The organism is Rhodopseudomonas sp. NSM (assembly GCF_052445935.1).
In the GTDB taxonomy this organism is placed as follows: Bacteria; Pseudomonadota; Alphaproteobacteria; order Rhizobiales; family Xanthobacteraceae; genus Rhodopseudomonas.
Genome location: NZ_JBQTCH010000006.1, coordinates 215,559 through 230,598, shown reverse-complemented (window position 1 = coordinate 230,598; position 15,040 = coordinate 215,559). Strand labels below are relative to the sequence as shown.

General features: G+C 66.5%; 15 protein-coding genes and 1 tRNA gene. 6 read left to right on the top strand and 10 right to left on the bottom strand.

Going from position 1 to position 15,040, the window contains the following annotated elements; genetic code table 11:
- Window positions 1-668 precede the first annotated feature (668 nt).
- Entirely contained in the window at window positions 669-1,256 is a 588-nt protein-coding gene (locus tag ACTZWT_RS16925; RefSeq protein WP_444770840.1) for a sigma-70 family RNA polymerase sigma factor, read from the top strand.
- Window positions 1,253-1,912: a ChrR family anti-sigma-E factor gene (locus ACTZWT_RS16920; RefSeq protein WP_444770839.1), complete on the top strand. Its 660-nt coding sequence runs from the start codon at window positions 1,253-1,255 to the stop codon at window positions 1,910-1,912. Before ACTZWT_RS16925 ends, ACTZWT_RS16920 begins: the two co-directional genes overlap by 4 nt.
- A 61-nt stretch (window positions 1,913-1,973) precedes the next feature.
- Here the strand turns inward: ACTZWT_RS16920 and ACTZWT_RS16915 are convergent, their stop codons facing one another.
- Window positions 1,974-3,089 (bottom strand): AI-2E family transporter, encoded by a 1,116-nt coding sequence (locus tag ACTZWT_RS16915; protein ID WP_444770838.1) that lies wholly within the window; start codon window positions 3,087-3,089, stop codon window positions 1,974-1,976.
- Between the two features lie 469 nt (window positions 3,090-3,558).
- Between ACTZWT_RS16915 and ACTZWT_RS16910 the strand changes: the two genes are divergently transcribed.
- Both ACTZWT_RS16910 and ACTZWT_RS16905 read left to right on the top strand, forming a co-directional pair.
- Window positions 3,559-5,253, top strand: coding sequence for a methyl-accepting chemotaxis protein (locus ACTZWT_RS16910; RefSeq protein WP_444770837.1), 1,695 nt, complete (start codon window positions 3,559-3,561; stop codon window positions 5,251-5,253).
- A 169-nt stretch (window positions 5,254-5,422) separates the two neighbouring features.
- On the top strand, window positions 5,423-6,496 hold the full coding sequence (locus ACTZWT_RS16905; protein WP_444770836.1) for a phospholipase: 1,074 nt from the start codon (window positions 5,423-5,425) through the stop codon (window positions 6,494-6,496).
- 2 nt (window positions 6,497-6,498) lie between these two features.
- Here the strand turns inward: ACTZWT_RS16905 and ACTZWT_RS16900 are convergent, their stop codons facing one another.
- The 4 genes from ACTZWT_RS16900 to ACTZWT_RS16885 all read right to left on the bottom strand — a co-directional run bounded on the left by ACTZWT_RS16900 (window position 6,499) and on the right by ACTZWT_RS16885 (window position 9,078).
- Window positions 6,499-6,966, bottom strand: a complete 468-nt coding sequence (locus ACTZWT_RS16900; RefSeq protein WP_444770835.1) for a hypothetical protein — start codon at window positions 6,964-6,966, stop codon at window positions 6,499-6,501.
- Between the two features lie 241 nt (window positions 6,967-7,207).
- Window positions 7,208-7,930 carry an LrgB family protein gene (locus tag ACTZWT_RS16895; protein WP_444770834.1) on the bottom strand — a complete coding sequence of 241 codons (723 nt, stop codon included), beginning with the start codon at window positions 7,928-7,930 and terminating at the stop codon, window positions 7,208-7,210.
- Entirely contained in the window at window positions 7,927-8,310 is a 384-nt protein-coding gene (locus ACTZWT_RS16890; RefSeq protein WP_444770833.1) for a CidA/LrgA family protein, read from the bottom strand. Before ACTZWT_RS16890 ends, ACTZWT_RS16895 begins: the two co-directional genes overlap by 4 nt.
- A gap of 168 nt (window positions 8,311-8,478) precedes the next feature.
- Window positions 8,479-9,078 (bottom strand): hypothetical protein, encoded by a 600-nt coding sequence (locus ACTZWT_RS16885; protein WP_444770832.1) that lies wholly within the window; start codon window positions 9,076-9,078, stop codon window positions 8,479-8,481.
- A gap of 170 nt (window positions 9,079-9,248) precedes the next feature.
- On the opposite strand from ACTZWT_RS16885, the gene ACTZWT_RS16880 reads away from it, so the two are divergent.
- Window positions 9,249-10,328, top strand: a complete 1,080-nt coding sequence (locus ACTZWT_RS16880; RefSeq protein ID WP_444770831.1) for an AbrB family transcriptional regulator — start codon at window positions 9,249-9,251, stop codon at window positions 10,326-10,328.
- Window positions 10,329-10,370: 42 nt separating this feature from the next.
- Here ACTZWT_RS16880 and ACTZWT_RS16875 read toward each other — a convergent pair whose 3' ends face one another.
- From ACTZWT_RS16875 to ACTZWT_RS16860, 4 genes are all read right to left on the bottom strand, one after another.
- A complete protein-coding gene (locus tag ACTZWT_RS16875; RefSeq protein WP_444770830.1) occupies window positions 10,371-11,102 on the bottom strand; it encodes a PRC-barrel domain-containing protein in 732 nt (243 codons plus the stop codon).
- A gap of 90 nt (window positions 11,103-11,192) precedes the next feature.
- Entirely contained in the window at window positions 11,193-11,570 is a 378-nt protein-coding gene (locus ACTZWT_RS16870) for a response regulator (RefSeq protein ID WP_444770829.1), read from the bottom strand.
- A gap of 76 nt (window positions 11,571-11,646) precedes the next feature.
- Window positions 11,647-12,849, bottom strand: a complete 1,203-nt coding sequence (locus ACTZWT_RS16865) for a sensor histidine kinase (RefSeq protein ID WP_444770970.1) — start codon at window positions 12,847-12,849, stop codon at window positions 11,647-11,649.
- 170 nt (window positions 12,850-13,019) lie between these two features.
- The gene (locus tag ACTZWT_RS16860; protein WP_444770828.1) at window positions 13,020-13,565 is read right to left on the bottom strand and encodes a disulfide bond formation protein B; all 546 of its coding nucleotides are present in this window, start codon (window positions 13,563-13,565) and stop codon (window positions 13,020-13,022) included.
- A 174-nt stretch (window positions 13,566-13,739) separates the two neighbouring features.
- Between ACTZWT_RS16860 and ACTZWT_RS16855 the strand changes: the two genes are divergently transcribed.
- Window positions 13,740-13,824, top strand: a tRNA-Leu gene (locus tag ACTZWT_RS16855).
- Between the two features lie 347 nt (window positions 13,825-14,171).
- Here ACTZWT_RS16855 and ACTZWT_RS16850 read toward each other — a convergent pair.
- Entirely contained in the window at window positions 14,172-14,654 is a 483-nt protein-coding gene (locus ACTZWT_RS16850; protein WP_444770827.1) for a MarR family winged helix-turn-helix transcriptional regulator, read from the bottom strand.
- Window positions 14,655-15,040: the final 386 nt, after the last annotated feature.

Here is a 15,040-nt window from a genome sequence, read left to right as displayed (position 1 = left end):
AGCGACCAGATCTTTCAGTTCGTGACCTTGCGGCGACGGCGCTGATCGACCTCGCCGGCCGTTGCCGAAGAAGCCCGCCGGCATCGCCGACGGGCTTCGGGGTCGTGATCATTCCGTCGCCCACGATCGATCGACCTCTGCGGCGCGGCGATCAGCCGAGCAGCGCGTAGGGCACCAGCGGGGCGAGCGTCATCAGCAGAGCGGCTCCGACCGCAGCCGTTTCCATTCCGTTCAACTTGCGAAACACCGACATTTTCGAACCTCGCGTTGGTTGCTAGTGCCCTGTTTACGAAGCGCGTCGCGGGCCGGATCACCGACGTCGTATCACAGCCGCGTGAGTTCGCGCGTGATCGATTTGCGCCGTCCGCGTGATGGCGTCGCACCGCTGTCGCTTTTTTCAGCCGCCGCAGTGATCCAGATCGCGCGTCCGCACGTATCAAGATGCAAATCCACCGTTTCCTTGTAGCGATCGCCGCGCCATGCATGTCCAGACCACAGATGCCGACAGCGCGCGTCACTACCAGCTTACTACTCGCGGCCAATTCGTCGCCGGCGCGACACAAGGCGCGCTGTGCCTTGCGCAATCGGACGCTAGGCTGCCGCGTTCGGACAGGACGTCATGCCGCGTCGCTGTCGATCGTGCCTTGCCCGGGAATGGACTGGTCGTCATGGATCAACCGCGACGCGACCCGCATGCCGTTTCTCGAGAATTGTCCGATTGCATCGTGCGGATCGCCACCGATCACGACGAGGCCGCGTTCGACGCGTTGTTCAGGCACTACGCGCCGCGGCTGAAATCCTACTTCACAAGGCGCGGCGGCGATCCGGCGACGGCGGAGGAGATCACCCAGGAGACCATGGTCTCGGTCTGGAAAAACGCCACACAATTCGATCCGACGAAGGCCTCGGCGACGACCTGGATCTTCACCATCGCGCGCAATCTCGGCATCGACCGGCTGCGGCGGGCGAAGCGGCCGTCGTTCGATCCACACGACCCGGCGTTCGTTCCCGACGAGGAGGCACCCCCGGACCGCCAGTTCGAGCGCGCCGAAGTGCAGCGAAGGGTTCGCGACGTGATGAACACGCTGTCGTCCAACGAGAAGAGCGTCCTGACGTTGTCGTTCTACGAAGACCAATCCCACGGCGAGATCGCCCAACGGCTCGGGCTGCCGGTCGGGACGGTGAAGTCGCGAATCCGGCTGGCGTTCGGCAAGCTGCGCGCCGCGCTCGACCCGCAAACGGGAGCCGGACGATGACGGTGCGGTATCACATCGGCGACGATCTGCTGCTGAGCTATGCCGCCGGCACGCTGGACGAAGCGTCGAGCCTGCTGGTCGCCACCCATCTCGCGCTGTGCCCGGCCTGCCGCGCCCGTGCTGCGGCGGCGGACGACCTCGGCGGCGCGCTGTTCGACGCCTTGCCGGAAGCCGAGCTGTCGCCCGGGCTGCACGATGCGGTGCTGGCGCAATTGCGCGGCGAGCCGGCCGCCGCTCCGGCGCCGGCGAGACCGCTGCGTCCACGCTCCGGCATCGTCATCCCGGAGCCGCTGCGCGGCTATCTCGGCGGCGACCTCGACACTTTGCGTTGGACTGTGCTGGCGCCTCGGGTGCAGCAGATCGCGATCGACCTTCCGAACTGCCGGCCGCGCGCGCGGCTGTTGCGATTTCAGCCGGGCACGGGGGTGCCGGCGCACGGTCATGCCGGCCGTGAGCTGACGCTGGTGCTGAGCGGCAGCCTGTGCGACCGCGACACGGTCCTGGCGCGCGGCGACGTCGCCGAGACCGACGAGTACACCGAGCACCAGCCCCACGCCGGGCCGGATGGCGACTGCATCTGCCTCGCCGTCACCGACGCGCCGCTGAGGTTCAAGGGCGTATTCGCCCGCCTGCTGCAGCCCTGGTTCGGTATTTGAGCCCAGATTCTGCTCGGGCGCCGGAGGGTGCCCGGCGCGGGGCCCGGGCTCCGCGAGACCGCTACGGCGCGTCGCTGCTCGGCACCTCGCCGTTGCTCGGCACGCCGCCGGTGGTCGCCTCGCCGGCGCTGGCGGCAGCTTCGCGCGATGTGGAGTAGATATCCCACACCGCGATGAACATCGCCGCGATCACCGGGCCGATGACGAAGCCGTTGAGGCCGAACACCTGCAGGCCGCCAAGCGTCGAGATCAGCACCACGTAGTCAGGCATCCGGGTGTCCTTGCCGACCAGCACCGGGCGCAACACATTGTCGACCATGCCGATCACCAGCGCCCCATAGGCGATCAGCAGGATGCCCTGCCACATCGACCCAGTGGCGATCAGATACACCGCCACCGGCGCCCACACCAGGCCGGCGCCGACCGCAGGAAGCAGCGACACGAACGCCATCACCACCGCCCACAGCAGCGCCCCGCCGATGCCCAGAACATAGAACGCCAGCCCGCCGAGAGCGCCCTGGATGAGCGCGATCAGCATGTTGCCCTTCACGGTGGCGCGGATCACCACGGTGAATTTGTTCAGCAGCAGGTTCTGCTGATCGACCGACAGCGGCAGCCCGCGGCGGATCCGGCCGGCGATCAGGTCGCCGTCGCGCAGCAGGAAGAACAGCAGATACAACATCACGAACAGGTTGACGGTGAAATCGACCGTGCTCTGGCCGATCGTCAGCGCCTGGCCGGCGAAATACTGGCTGCCGCGCATCAGCGCCGAACTCAGCCGCTGCTGCAACTCGGCGACGCTGCCGATGCCGAACCGCTCGAGCAGGTCGTTGATCCAGCTGGGAGGCTGCTCGATGAAGTTCCGCAGGTTGTTGAGCAAAGCGAGATTGCCGGATTCGATCTTGCCGTAGACGCCGGCGGCCTCCTTCGCCAGCGCAGTGCCGATCGCCGAAAACGGCAACAGCACCAGCAGGACGATGACCGTCACCCCGACCACCGCGGCGAGGTTGCGGCGGAAGCCGAGGGCGCGGTTGAGCTGCCGGTACAGCGGCGCGAACAGGATCGCGATCACCACGCCCCACAGCACCGCGCCGTAGAACGGCAGCAGGATCCAGACGAACGCAATCGAAGCGGCCGCCAGCAGGAACAGGAAGAACTTGTTGTCAGCCGCGCGCATTCAGAAATCCCCGTTGCCGTCGCGGAAGCCAACGATCGAGGCGGCCGATGGCTCCCGCGCCGCCCGCAGCCGCCAAAACGGGTGCGTGGCTGACGGAGTGCGCAGACCTGTCGCCCGGCTCGCTCCACCAAGGCATGAGACTGCAGCGGCTCTCCCGATCGCGACATCCCCGTCGCGGCATCCTTTCATCGCAGGGTAGGACATTGGACGGCGGTTGGAAATCCTTTGCCGCGCAGGCGGCGGGGCGGCGGTCTGCCGATGACTACCCCGTCGACCGCGCGCATCACGACGAACGTCTCACCGTAGTGGTACGAGGATGATCATTAACGATGCAACAAGTTCCATCCCGCAACGTGCTGCTCAACAAGGCCATGCTTCGGACCAGCTCCGAGGTGTCGGGCGGAGCGGCGGCCCTCTGCCTGCACATCACCACAACATCCCGGGCGCCTCAATCGGCAGGACGTTTTCCATGTTTGCAAGGCTCTCCATTCGCACCAAAATCACGACGCTCGTCGCGGCTCTGTTGATCGCCATGTCCGGCCTGGGCGGGATCGGGCTGCTGAAAATGCAGGGGATCAACGCCGCCACGGTCGAGATCACCAGCAACTGGCTGCCGACCGTCACGACCCTCGGCGATATGCGGGCCGAAGTCATCAGCTATCGGATGAAGCTGCGAAACCATCTGCTGGAGACGAACCCCAGCCGCATGGCCGACATCGAAAAGCAACTGGCCGACAACGAAGAGCGGATCAAGAAGGCCCAGAACGGCTACGAGCCGCTGATCTCGTCGCCGGAGGAGCGGCAGATCTACGAAACATGGGTCAGCGAATGGGCGAAATACCGGGCCATTGTCCCGAAGCTGCTCGAGCTGTCGCGCAACAGCCATAACGGGCAGATCTCGATCGAGGGCGTGGAGATGCTCTCCAGCACCTTCAATCCGATCGGTGCTCGTATGGACGAGGCGATGAGCAAGGACATCGCGCTCAACAACAACGGCGCCAAGCATGCGAGCGGAGTCGCCACATCGACCTACACCTCGGCCTTCTTCATCGTGGTGTCGATCCTCGGCCTGGCGATCCTGGTCGGCATCGGCGCGAGCGTCATGGTGATCCGCGACATCGCGCAGGCCATCGCCTCTATCATCAAGCCGATGCAGTCGCTCGGCCAGGGCGACCTTTCCGCCGAGGTGCCGCATCGCGGCGCGAAGACCGAGATCGGCGCGATGGCCGATGCGCTGCAGGTCTTCAAGGAAGCTCTGATCGCCAAGAAGGCCGCCGACGAAGCCGCGGCGCATGAAGCCGAGGCCAAGATCGCCCGCGCCCAGCGCGTCGATACGGCGACCCGCAAATTCGAATCCGCGATCGGCCAGATCGTCGAGACGGTGTCGTCGGCGTCGACCGAGCTGGAAGCTTCGGCCAGCACGCTGACCGCGACCGCCGGTCACGCCCAGGAGCTGACCACCGCGGTTGCGGCGGCGTCGGAGGAAGCCTCGACCAACGTGCAATCGGTGGCGTCCGCGACCGAAGAGATGGCGTCGTCGGTGAACGAGATCAGCCGACAGGTTCAGGAATCGGCGCGGATCGCCAATGATGCGGTCGACCAGGCCCGCAAAACCAACGACAGCGTCGGCATGCTGTCGGCGGCCGCGGCGCGGATCGGCGACGTCGTCGAACTGATCAACACCATCGCCGGCCAGACCAATTTGCTGGCGCTGAACGCCACCATCGAGGCGGCGCGCGCCGGCGAGGCCGGCCGCGGCTTCGCTGTGGTTGCCAGCGAGGTCAAGGCGCTGGCCGAACAGACCGCGAAAGCGACCGGCGAGATCGGTCAGCAGATCACCGGCATCCAGGCCGCGACCGATCAGTCGGTGTCGGCCATCAGGGAGATCGGCCTGACCATCGGCCGGATGTCGGAAATCGCCTCGACGATCGCCTCGGCGGTGGAAGAACAGGGCGCCGCGACCCAGGAGATCTCGCGCAACGTGCAGCAGGCCGCACAGGGCACGCAGCAGGTCTCTTCCAACATCACCGACGTCCAGCGCGGCGCGACCGAAACCGGCTCAGCGTCGTCGCAGGTTCTCTCCGCGGCGAAATCGCTGTCGCAGGACAGCAGCCGCCTCAAGGAAGAGGTCGCCACCTTCCTGGAGACGGTGCGCGCGGCCTGAACGGCCGCTGCTTCCGCAACGGCGAGAAGCCTCGAGACAGGATGCGCCGCGCGATGCCCTCGCGCGGCGTTTTGCCGTGCGCGGGTTCGATCCGGCTTGCTTTGGTCCGGAGGATCGCCACTCTCTGCTGATGACGGCCGAGCCGCCGGTTCATTCGGAGAGACTTGCGATGAGCGATGCCGTGATCGACGACATCGTGGCGCTGCTGCCGCCGCTGCTGCGGTCGATCGAGGCACTGGGCTTCGTCGCGCGCTATCTGCACCCGCCGGATTTCGGCGAGGTGATGCGGCTCGCCGGCGCCCCCGACACCGAGCTGCGCGCCGAGCTGCCGCGGCTCGTGGCATGGCCGGATTCGTTTGCGCATCTGCGCGAGCCGTTGCGGACCGCGGCGGATCATGCGCTCGCGGCGTTCGCCGGGCTGCGCGCGGTCGACCGCGGAGAAGGCGACCTCGTCTCGGTGTTCCGGGCGCTGCGCCACCTGCCGCAGGCGCTCGAGGCGCTGTATCCGCTGGCGGCCAACCTGCCGCCGGTGTCGGGCCTCTATCTCGATCCGGCGCTGCGCGAGGACGACGCCGTGCTCGCCCGGCTGGCGCAGCCGAAGCATCCCGACAGCGGCGTATTCCATCACGACAACGCGCCCGACAACCGCGGCGGGTTCTCGTTCTACGTGCCGGAGGACTACACGCCGGCGCGCGGCTGGCCGCTGGTGGTGGCGCTGCATGGCGGCAGCGGCCATGGCCGGCTGTTCCTGTGGAGCTGGCTGCGCGACGCCCGCAGCCGCGGCGCAATCGTGGTCGCGCCGACCGCGATCGGGCCGACCTGGGCGCTGATGGGTGAGGACGCCGACACGCCGAATCTGGCGCGCATCGTCGCGTTCATCCGCTCGCGATGGTCGGTCGATCCGCAGCGGCTGCTGGTCACCGGGCTGAGCGACGGCGGCACGTTCTGCTACGTCACCGGGCTGGAGCGCGCCTCGCCCTTCACGCATCTGGCGCCGATCGCCGCGAGCTTCCATCCGCTGCTGGCCGGCATGGCGGCTCCGGAGCGGCTGCGCGGCCTGCCGATCCAGATCGTGCATGGGCGGCACGACTGGATGTTTCCGGTCGAACTGGCGCGGCAGGCGCAGCAGGCGCTGGTCGCCGCCGGCGCCGATGTCAGCTATCGCGAGATCGCGGACCTCAGCCACACTTATCCGCGCGAGATCAACGCCGCATTGCTGGACTGGCTGAACGGGACAGGCTGAGCCTACGCCCGGCGCAGCCGCAGCATTGCGGACTTCGCCAATTCGGTCGCGTCACCGCGATCGGCATAGAGCGCCAGCAGCAGCAGCACGAAGCCGGCGTGAAAAAGCGCGGCGCCGACCGCCACATGCGCCATCTGCCAGATCACGACGGGCGCCGCGCACATCAGCGCGGGCGCGGTCACATAGGCGAGCGTCAATGCCGGAGAGGTCGGATAGCCGAGCCGCCACACCGCCACGCCGAGCGCAAACAAAGCGAGCAGCGCCTTCACGCCGGCCATGAAGCGCAGCAGCATCACCAGTTCGGGGTCGGACAGCGCCACGGCGCTGGCGCTGGCCTCCGGCGACGACGCCAGCAGCGCGACGGCGATCGCCGAGACCACAGCGAGTAGCGCGATGGCGCGGCGCGTCGCCGATGCGTGGACGCGACGCGGAGCAGCGGCGGACGTCGGCAAGGCTGAAGCGTCGGTCATGGTCCAGCTCCCTGCGGCAGCAAGATCACAAATTAGCGCGTTGCCGGGGCGTGTTCAAATCACAACCTGCAGAACCAGACACGCCGGTCATCGCCCGGCTCGTCCGGGCGACCCCGTATTCCAGAGTGCCTGCGATCATCATCAGCGCTCTGCAATACTGGGCCCTCCGCTTTCGCGGAGGGTGACGGCCGAGGATGGTGCGGCGTTGCGGCAAAACGCCGACTGCGAGCAATCGCCCGAACTATCTCACCAGCAGCGTCACCAGCACCGGGACCAGCAGCGCGGTGATCAGCGCGTTGAGGCTCATGGCGATGCCGGCGAACACGCCGGCGATGGCGTCGACCTGGAAGGCGCGGGCGGTGCCGATGCCGTGCGAGGCCAGCCCGACCGCAAAGCCGCGGGCGCGGAAATCGCGGATGCCGAGCGCGTTCATCAGCGGCGTCACCACGATCGCGCCCATGATGCCGGTGAGGATCACCGCGACCGCGGTCAGCGACGGATCGGCGTGCAGCGATTCGCTGATGCCCATCGCGACGCCGGCGGTGACCGATTTCGGCGCCAGTGACAGCACCACCGTTTCGGGCAATCCCGCGAGCTGCGCCAGCACCACCACCGAAACGATCGCGGCGACGCAGCCGACCACCAGCGCGATCGCCATCGGCACGATCGCGGCGATTACCCGATGGCGGTTCTCGTACAGCGGCACCGCCAGCGCCACGGTCGCCGGGCCGAGCAGGAAGTGCACGAACTGCGCGCCGCCGAAATAGGTCGTGTAGGAGGTGCCGGTCAGCCACAGGAAGGCGCCGATGATCCACATCGCGTGCAGCACCGGGTTCATCAGCGGATTGCGCCCGGTCGCCAGCGACACAGCGTCGGTCGCGGCGTAGACGAGCAGCGTCACCGTCAGCCACAGCAGCGGCGTCTGCGACAGATAGACCCACAGCGCGAACGGGTCGGCGCTCATCGCGTGCCCCACATCGACAGCAGCCGGGCGGTGACGATGAAGGTCGCGACCGTCACCAGCAGCGTGATCAGCACCGAGCCGGCCAGCACCAGCGCGATCGCAACGCCGTGCGCCGCGATCATGTCGAGCTGCTGCACCACGCCGACGCCGGCCGGCACGAACAGCAGCGACAGATGCGCCAGCATCCCCTTCGAGGCGTTCTCGACGCCATCATTGCGCAGCGGCCCGACCGCCAGCCAGCGCAGCCGGTCGCGCGCCAGCAACAGCAGCAGCAACAGCACCAGCCCGATCACCGGGCCGGGCAACGGCAGCGCCAGCGCGCGCACCGCGACCTCGGCGACGAGCTGGCACAGCAGGATCAGGCCGAGACTTGCGATCATGCGTCACCCCATCCGAAACCTCAGGCGGGTCGGATGGGCCGTTTCGGCGGGCGCGTCAATCGTCGAGCCGCGTCAGGCGGCGGTTCGGCTGGACGGGCGCAGCGCCATCAGCGTCGCCGACATCGTGGCGACCAGATGCTCGGCGCCGTCGCGCAGCGCGATCGCCGATCAGCCCTTCAGCCGCTTGTTGCATTCGCTCCAGTAGCCGCCGCCCTTCTGGATCCAGCGCAGCCCGCCGGTTGTGTTGGCGGCCTTGTTGGCCTTCCATTGTTCGGCGCAGGTGTGCAGCCGCGCGCGGGTCGGCTTCTCCTTGGCGAATTTCGGATGGATCGCGGTCGGGAACACCGCAGGGCCGGCCGGCGCGGCCGACGCGGCGGTCTTCGCCTTCGATCTCGATGTGTCGGGCTTGGCTTTGGATTCGGACTTGGACTCCGACTTGAGCTCGGACTTGGATTCCGGCTTGGATTCCGGCTTGGATTCGGGCTTGGGCTCGGCTTTCGCCTCATCCCTGGTTTCGTCCCTGGCTTCGTCCTTGGCTTCGTCCTTGGCCTGAGCTGTTGTGGGATCCGCCGCAGCCGCCTCGACGCCGCATTCTGCCTTGCGGAAATCGCTCCAGCCCTGTCCGGCGAGCGTCCCGGCGGACTTGGCGGCCTGATATCGGGCGCTGCATTCCTGCGCGGTCAGTGCGTGGCCGGGCGTCGCCGACGCCCCTGTCAGCAGCGCCGTCAGCATGGCCGCTGCGATCGTCGCGAATGGTGGAGCTTTCATCGTCCCGCCCTCCTGGTCATGACCCCGGAACATCCTAGCGCGACCCCGCGTCCTGACAATTGTAAACTCGTTGATATGCAACCGCGCTTGCTTCCTTCGGCCGCGTCGCCGGTATGGCGGGGCGCGCCGTTCGCATTTGTCGGCGGTATTCGTATTTGCGATAAGGTCGCGTGTCCCCGAATCCCGCGCTGACCGGCACGCCGCTGCGGTCGAAGACCCTGAACGTCCTGGAGACCATCGCGATCGGCGTCGCCGGTGGCGCGCTGTCCTATTGGGTGCAGCTTCCGGGCGGGTTGATCACCGGCGCCATGGTGGCGGTGGCCGCCGCGGGCCTTGCGGGCCGCAATATGGGCCTGCCGCCGCCGCTGTCGCATATCGTGCTGATGGCGCTCGGCGTCTCGCTCGGCTCGATGGTGTCGCCGGCGATGATCCACAATCTCGGCTCGTATCCGGTGACGATCGGGCTGCTGGCGCTGGCGACGTTCTGCGCCACCTTCGGCAGCGCGATCTATCTGCAGCGAATCCACGGATGGGACCGCACCTCGGCGCTGCTCGCCGGCAGCCCGGGCGCGCTGTCGCAGATCATCATGCTGGCCACCGAGCGCAAGGCCGACGTGCCGGGCATCGCCGTGGTGCAGATCATGCGGGTGATCATCCTGACCAGCGCGGTGCCGCTGCTGCTGGCGATGACCGGGATGACGGCGGGCGGACCGCTGCCGGTGCGCGGGCCGGAGGCGACGCCGCTGGTGCTCGCGGCAATTGCCGCGGTCGCGGTCGGCGCGTCGCTGCTGCTGCGGCTGATCAATTTTCCGGCGAGCTGGATGTTCGGCGCGATGCTGGGCTCCTCGGTGCTGCACGGCTCCGGGCTGGTCGAGGGCACGCTGCCGGAATGGGCGTATCTGTCGGCGCTGGTCGGAATCGGCACGCTGATCGGCTCGCGGTTCGGCGCCATCAAGCTACGCACCATCCTCAGCTATCTCGCCGCGGCGCTCGGCTCGTTCGCGGTCGCGATCGCGATCTCGTCGGTGTTCGTGGTCGCGATCCTGCTGACCACGCCGGTGCGCGTCGCCGATCTGGTGGTGGCATTCGCGCCCGGCGCGATGGACGCGATGATGGCGCTGGCGCTGACGCTGCACATCGACCCGGTGTTCGTCGGCGCGCATCATCTGTCGCGCTTCGTCTACGTCTCGATCGTGACGCCCGGCATCGTGCACTGGTTCGGACGCAGCCCGGACGATCTCGACGATTGAAGCCGGGCGAGTGCGGCCGGATCGGCAGAGCGCGCAGGACCCTCAGGGCTTTTCGAAGAACGCGTCGTTGCGGGCGCGCCAGGTCTGGTCCGAGAGCCAGTTGTAGTCCTGATCGGGCATCACCGGCACCGTCTCCATGACGTCCTTCACGATCGGGAGAAAGAAGCTCGAGCGGTCCTGCGTGACTTTCAGCGACCGGATCGGCACTACGATGCTGTCCTTGCCGGTGGTGAAGAATCCGCCCGACGCGATGATCGCGTAGTCGCGCCCGTCCTTGGTGCCGAACACGATATTGCGGACCTCGCCGACGATCTTGTCGTCGGAGCTGCGGACTTCCGCCCCGATCATCTCGTCGGTCCGCAGACCGGGCGTCAGCTGATCGATCCGGATCAGCGGCTTGGCGTCCTTGTTGCCGCGGTTGCCAGACGGCGTCCCGCGCCGCGTTTTCGGCTCGCGAGCGGAGTTCTGGATGTCGGCCTGTTCCTCGTCATTGTCGCCCAGCGACCCCATCGGCGGTCCGGCGATGAGTTCGCGAATATTGGCGAGGAGACGCTCGCAGTCCTCGTGGCGTCCATAGGATCGCAGCGTGAAGGCCGCGTCCCGCAAGCTGCGGAGGTCGCGCACGGCCTGACTGTTGGCCGGCCCGCGAAATCGGGGATTTTCCTGAATCGCCTCCTCGAGCTTCGCATCGGCGATTTCGCACGCGGCCAGCGCCTGGGTCGTGCCGACAACGCCGATCACTGCGGCCATGACCAGGAGTTTTGCGGTTGTCATTGCGATTTGTCCTGTGTCTGGCCCGAGCGCTCGAGCTCGGGACGTGAAGATGAGTGCTGGTCACGAGATCCGGCGAGTTCGGCTCGGCCGTCACCCTGCATTGGTCAACTGACGAATAGCATCGATGATCTGCGCGGGTTGGTACGGCTTGAGGAAAAACAGGGCGTCTGCCGGAAGATCGCCGGCCTGCAATTTGAAATGTCCCGAGGTCGCGATGATCTTGATCGGGGGCCACCGTTCCCTGACGGCCGCCGCCAGTTTCAGACCGTTCATGGCACCCGGCATATCGATGTCGGTGAACATCAGCCGGATGTCCGGGTCGCGCTCGAGCATCTGAATGCCTTCGGCCGCACTGATCGCCTCGACAACGTCGACGCCGGCCGCGCGCAGAAAATCGACCACGTCCATACGGATGAACACTTCGTCTTCGACGACGAGAACGCGGATCGGTCGGTTGATTGAAGCCATCTATAAGGGACTCACAGGGTTCGCATATGACCCGGCGCCCGGGATGTTGACTGCAGCTCGCGTATCAGGCCGCCGTTCAGGGCGGGTCCAGCGGAAACTTGATGGTGAACAGGGCTCCCCTCGGGATGTTCTTCGAGATCTTGAGTTCGCCCATCAACTGCCGGACCAGGCCGAGGATGACCCGAAAGCCGAGGCTCTTGCGCGGCTGGTTGATGTCGAAGCCGTCGGGCAGGCCGGTGCCTTCATCGGAAATCTCGACGAGCAGATGCCCGTTGATCTCCCTGGCGTCCATTCTGATCACGCCGGGTCCATCGATATAGGCGTACTTGATGGCGTTGGTGACGAGTTCGTTGACCAGCAGGCCGAGCGGGATCGCCTTGTCGGCGGACAGGATGATGGGGTCGGAACGGGATTGCAGCGTATGTCCCGGCGCCGAGCTCTGGAGATTCTTGCACAGATGGCCGACGAAGTCGGACAGATCGACGAAGCCGACCTTGCTGCCCCGCCAGAGATGATCGTGCACCTCCGCGATCGAGGCGACGCGCATCGCGGCATTTTCCAGGGCGTTTTTCACGTCCGCGGAATCCGAGCCGCGCGCCTGGACACGAAGCAGGCCGACGACCGAGGTGAGGCTGTTCTTGACCCGATGGCTCATCTCGCGCGTCAGCAGGGCTTCGTGATCGAGCGCCTCCTGAAGCTTGGCGTCGGCGTGCTGCCGTTCGATCGCGATGCCGAGCAGGCCTGCGAAGCCGGCCAGAAAATCCGCATCGGCGTCGTCGAACTGCCCGGGATCCGGACTGTCCGCTTCGAGGATGCCGAACGCCGTGTCGCCCTCGCCCCCGCGCCGGATCAGCACATTGATCGCACGCTTGATGCCGTGATCGGCCAGAAGTTTCGGCGTCCGGAAGCGCGTCTCGTTCTGCAGGTGATTGGAAATGACCGATTGTCCGGTCTGAAAGGCGTAGCCGGCGGGCGATTCGATGTCGGCGCCGAGCGACACATGGTCCACGGTGCCGGCGGGCCAGCCGATGCCCGCACGCACGATCAGTCGCTTTTCGCCGGGCTCGTATTCGAGCACCTTGGCGTAAGAGCATCCCAGACCGCGGGCGCTGAGGTTGGCTGCCTGCTGAAGGATGTGCCGGAAGTCGCGTGACTGCAGGGCGGCCGTCCCGAACTCCCGGAGGAGCGCCTGCTGGCGGCGACGGTAAGGAAGCTCATCCTGGCGGTTGAGAGAGGCATCTGAGGCCGTCGGAGAGACCAGCCTCGTTTCGGAGGGCATGAAACTGCCAATTCTGATTAGCGTCACTTCGCAGAGAGGCTGGCCACACGGGAGCCTCAACGAGAACCCGCACCAACCGCCCGAATGACGATAGCTGACAACGCTCTCGACCTGATTCGGTTCCCGATGTGCGCGATCGGCGTGTGGAAACGGCCGCTGGCCGGCGGGCGTCAGCGCCTGATTCTGGCGATCCCCCAGCCGGCAATGGCAGCGAGGCAGAGCGACAGCAACACATTGTAGCCGGCGAAGGACAGGCCGAGCATGCGCCACTGCGCCTCGTCGCAACGCACCACGGTCACCTTGTCGAGCTGGTCCAGCAGGCTGCCGGCACGGCCGAGATCGAGCACCGGCCCGCTGCAATCGCTCGGCCCGGCCCAGAATTTCCATTCGACGCCGGCGTGGTAGGCGGCGAGCCCGGCATTGCCGAGCGCCAGCAACGCCAGCAACGCGAGACCCGCCAGCAGCAGCGAGACCGGAGCGTCGCGCCGGGCGGCGATCACGATCAGGGCGGCGAGCGGGACGGAAGCATAATAGGCGTAGCGCTGCTCGAGGCAGAGCGGGCACGGGTGAAAGTCGAGGAAGAGCTGGAAATACCATGCGGTCGCCAGCGCCGCCACAGAGACGGCGCCGATCGTCAACGCCACGTTCTGCGCGATGCGCGCCGCGCGCGCCGGTCGCGAAGCGAGGCCGGGCTGGTCGAGGAGGTTGGCCGTCACGGGTTTCTCCGGGTGCGGCAGGCGTCGTATCGCGCGGCTGCGGCGGTGTCGAGACGGCGGCCGATCAAACCGGAGTGTAAGCGGCGGCCCCCGCGGGGCGAGGCGCCGGGTTGACCCCGATTCCCCGCCCGCTATAGTCCGCGCGCTTCGCGGCCGGGCCTCCCGGCAGCGCGGGCCCCTGTGGCGGAACTGGTAGACGCGCTCGACTCAAAATCGAGTTCCGCAAGGAGTGCTGGTTCGATTCCGGCCAGGGGCACCATCCTCGCTCGCGATGTTGCCGGCAGCGGGAGTGAGAAAGGCTGGCTGTTTCGCACCTCGAGCGGGCCATGGCTGTGCACTCTGCCGGGGATGCCGAGATCGCGCAAAGCGACTGGCTCCACGCCGCGATGATTACTTCGGTGCGGCTTCCGCCGCGCGCGAATAGTCGCGGGACCATCCGCCTCGCAGAATGGGCGCCCTCGCCCGGCTCTGCCTCGACAACTATGTTGAAGCTCGCTCGCCGCGCGGAGAAATCCGTCCCGACGACGGCATCGATCCGGACCACGTCAGGCGATTGCCGCCGCGTTCAGGGAAGTGGCTATCGAGCAATTGAGGGCCAGGAGCAGCCTAGAAGCCGCCGGCGATCTTCAGGCACGCCTTTTCGAGGCGCAGTTTCAGCGCCGCGAGTTGCTGGACCAGATCCTCCAGCGATTCATTCGAGTAACCGGCGAAGATGAAATCGCTCAGAGACTGCTCCTCGGCGGCGAAGCTGGCGATCGATTTGTAGGCCTTGTCGGAGACCGACAGCTTCACCACCCGGGCGTCGGTCGGATCCGGTTTGCGGCGAACCAGCGCCTTCTTCTCCAGCAGCTTGGACTGCGTGGTGATGAACGATGAATCGACGTGCAGCGCCTTGGCGACGTGCCGCACCGAGACGCCCTCGCCCTCGTCGAGATCCATCACCGCCATCAGGATCGCGAATTGCGGGCCGCTGATCCCCAGCTTCTTGGCGCGATAGTGGCGGATTTCGTCCAGAAAGGTGGTGACATTGGTCGTGATCGAGGCAAACCGACGCGTCAGATCCCGCTCTAATCCGGCCACATCCACCATTTGATTTTTGGTATTCGTCTTCATCGCCGGGGGCGGCCCAAGAATATTTCTGAATTTTACAATAGTTTCTCAATAAACAAAGTCAGCTATAGACACAAGCAGAAACGTCGCGCGGGTCAGCGTCGTGCCGCGGAAGCGGACGCGGAATGGCTTCTCGACGTCATCAGTGCGACGTGGGCCGCGCGAGACCGTTGTCCGACAGCAGGTCACGCCGGATTTCGCGAGACCTGCCGCGTTGCGCCGTTCGGCCGATGCGCGATTCCCTTGTTGCAGAAAAGCAACTAGGACTGCGAATAAATAACTGATCAGCTAAACGAAGTTGCTAACCTTCTAAATTCAACGAATATGACGCCAGACGGGTGGGGCACACGAGTCGTCCCGTTGAC